Here is a 2,500-nt window from a genome sequence, read left to right as displayed (position 1 = left end):
TAACTGGAGGTCCGAACCCACACCTGTTGAAAAAGGTCGGGATGAGTTGTGCCTAGGGGTGAAAGGCCAATCAAACTCGGAGATAGCTGGTTCTCCGCGAAATCTATTTAGGTAGAGCGTCATCCGAATACCCCGGGGGGTAGAGCACTGGATGGGTAATGGGGCCCCACAGGCTTACTGATCCTAACCAAACTCCGAATACCCGGGAGTACTAGATGGCAGACACACGGCGAATGCTAACGTCCGTCGTGAAGAGGGAAACAACCCTGACCTCCAGCTAAGGCCCCTAATTCATGGCTAAGTGGGAAAGCAGGTGGGACGACCAAAACAACCAGGAGGTTGGCTTAGAAGCAGCCATCCTTTAAAGATAGCGTAACAGCTCACTGGTCTAAACAAGTTGTCCTGCGGCGAAGATGTAACGGGGCTCAAGCCATGAGCCGAAGCTGAGGATGCACATAGTGCATGGTAGCGGAGCGTAGTGTGACATAGTTCCATGTCTCTTTTGGTCCTTCGGGGCCTTTGGAGACGCGGTACTTTCGATGAAGCCCGGGCGTGAGCCATCGGGTGGAGAGATCACTAGCGAGAATGATGACATGAGTAGCGACAAACAGGGTGAGAGACCCTGTCGCCGAAAGTCCAAGGGTTCCTGCTTAAAGCTAATCTGAGCAGGGTAAGCCGACCCCTAAGGCGAGGCCGAAAGGCGTAGTCGATGGGAACCAGGTTAATATTCCTGGGCCAGAGAGAAGTGACGGATCCCGAAGGTAGTTCATCCTTATTGGATTGAATGGGCTGCTTAGGGGTTCCTGGAAATAGCCTCTCATTAGATCGTACCCTAAACCGACACAGGTGGACTGGTAGAGAATACCAAGGCGCTTGAGAGAACGATGTTGAAGGAACTCGGCAAAATACCTCCGTAAGTTCGCGAGAAGGAGGCCCAGTTTCTACGCAAGTATTGGCTGGGGGCACAAACCAGGGGGTGGCGACTGTTTACTAAAAACACAGGGCTCTGCGAAGTCGCAAGACGACGTATAGGGTCTGACGCCTGCCCGGTGCCTGAAGGTTAAAAGGAGGAGTGCAAGCTCTGAATTGAAGCCCAGGTAAACGGCGGCCGTAACTATAACGGTCCTAAGGTAGCGAAATTCCTTGTCGGGTAAGTTCCGACCTGCACGAATGGCGTAACGACTTCCCCGCTGTCTCCAACATCGACTCAGCGAAATTGAATTACCTGTCAAGATGCAGGTTACCCGCGGTTAGACGGAAAGACCCCGTGCACCTTTACTACAGCTTCAGACTGATATCAGGTCAAGCATGTGCAGGATAGGTGGTAGGCTTTGAAGCATGGACGCCAGTCTGTGTGGAGCCTCCCTTGAGATACCACCCTTGCTTCGCTTGATATCTAACCGCGGTCCGTTATCCGGATCCGGGACCCTCTGTGGCGGGTAGTTTGACTGGGGCGGTCGCCTCCTAAAGAGTAACGGAGGCGCGCGAAGGTTGGCTCAGATCGGTCGGACATCGATCGTTGAGTGCAATGGCAGAAGCCAGCCTGACTGCGAGACTGACAAGTCGAGCAGAGTCGAAAGACGGCCATAGTGATCCGGTGGTCCCAAGTGGGAGGGCCATCGCTCAACGGATAAAAGGTACGCCGGGGATAACAGGCTGATACTGCCCAAGAGTCCATATCGACGGCAGTGTTTGGCACCTCGATGTCGGCTCATCTCATCCTGGGGCTGGAGCAGGTCCCAAGGGTACGGCTGTTCGCCGTTTAAAGAGGTACGTGAGCTGGGTTTAGAACGTCGTGAGACAGTTCGGTCCCTATCTTCCGTGGGTGTAGGATATTTGAGAAGAGTTGCCCCTAGTACGAGAGGACCGGGGTGAACGATCCACTGGTGGACCAGTTGTTATGCCAATAGCAGTGCTGGGTAGCTATGATCGGACAGGATAACCGCTGAAGGCATCTAAGCGGGAAGCCCCCTTCAAAACAAGATATCCCTGAGGGCCGTGGTAGACCACCACGTCGATAGGCCAGAGATGTAAGCGCAGCAATGCGTTCAGTTGACTGGTACTAATTGCCCGATAGGCTTGATTTGATCCAGTAGAAGCCATGCTTCTGTGAAATCAATCAAAAGCATACGCACACAATCAGCGTACTTGACTTGGAAAACGATGTGAAACCCCGGCCCATGCAGGGCCGGGGATCGACGAGCTTTCTCGGTTTGGTGGTCATAGCGCAAGCAAAACACCCGGTCCCATCCCGAACCCGGCAGTTAAGTGCTGTAGCGCCGATGGTACTGCGTCTTAAGGCGTGGGAGAGTAGGTCACCGCCAAACCTAGTAAGCCCGTCGATTATCTCTCGAAACGATGACACTTATCCTTCCAGTCCAAGACGACCCGGAAGGAGCCGGTCCTCAAAAAGGACCAATGGCGCGGGATGGAGCAGCTCGGTAGCTCGTCAGGCTCATAACCTGAAGGTCGTAGGTTCAAATCCTACTCCCGCAACCAA

1 tRNA gene and 2 rRNA genes (1 of these 3 cut by a window edge) are annotated in these 2,500 nt (G+C 53.8%); all 3 read left to right on the top strand.

The annotated features are described in order from the left end of the window. Positions 1–2,087 (top strand): 23S ribosomal RNA (locus JDO7802_RS00355); it begins 745 nt to the left of the window's first position. 125 nt (positions 2,088–2,212) lie between these two features. After that, positions 2,213–2,327: ribosomal RNA gene (gene rrf / locus JDO7802_RS00350) — 5S ribosomal RNA — on the top strand. 95 nt (positions 2,328–2,422) lie between these two features. Further along, positions 2,423–2,499 (top strand) — tRNA-Met (locus JDO7802_RS00345). Position 2,500: the final 1 nt, after the last annotated feature.

This window comes from Jannaschia donghaensis (assembly GCF_001403795.1).
GTDB lineage: Bacteria > Pseudomonadota > Alphaproteobacteria > Rhodobacterales > Rhodobacteraceae > Jannaschia > Jannaschia donghaensis.
This window is presented reverse-complemented; position numbering and strand designations above follow the sequence as displayed.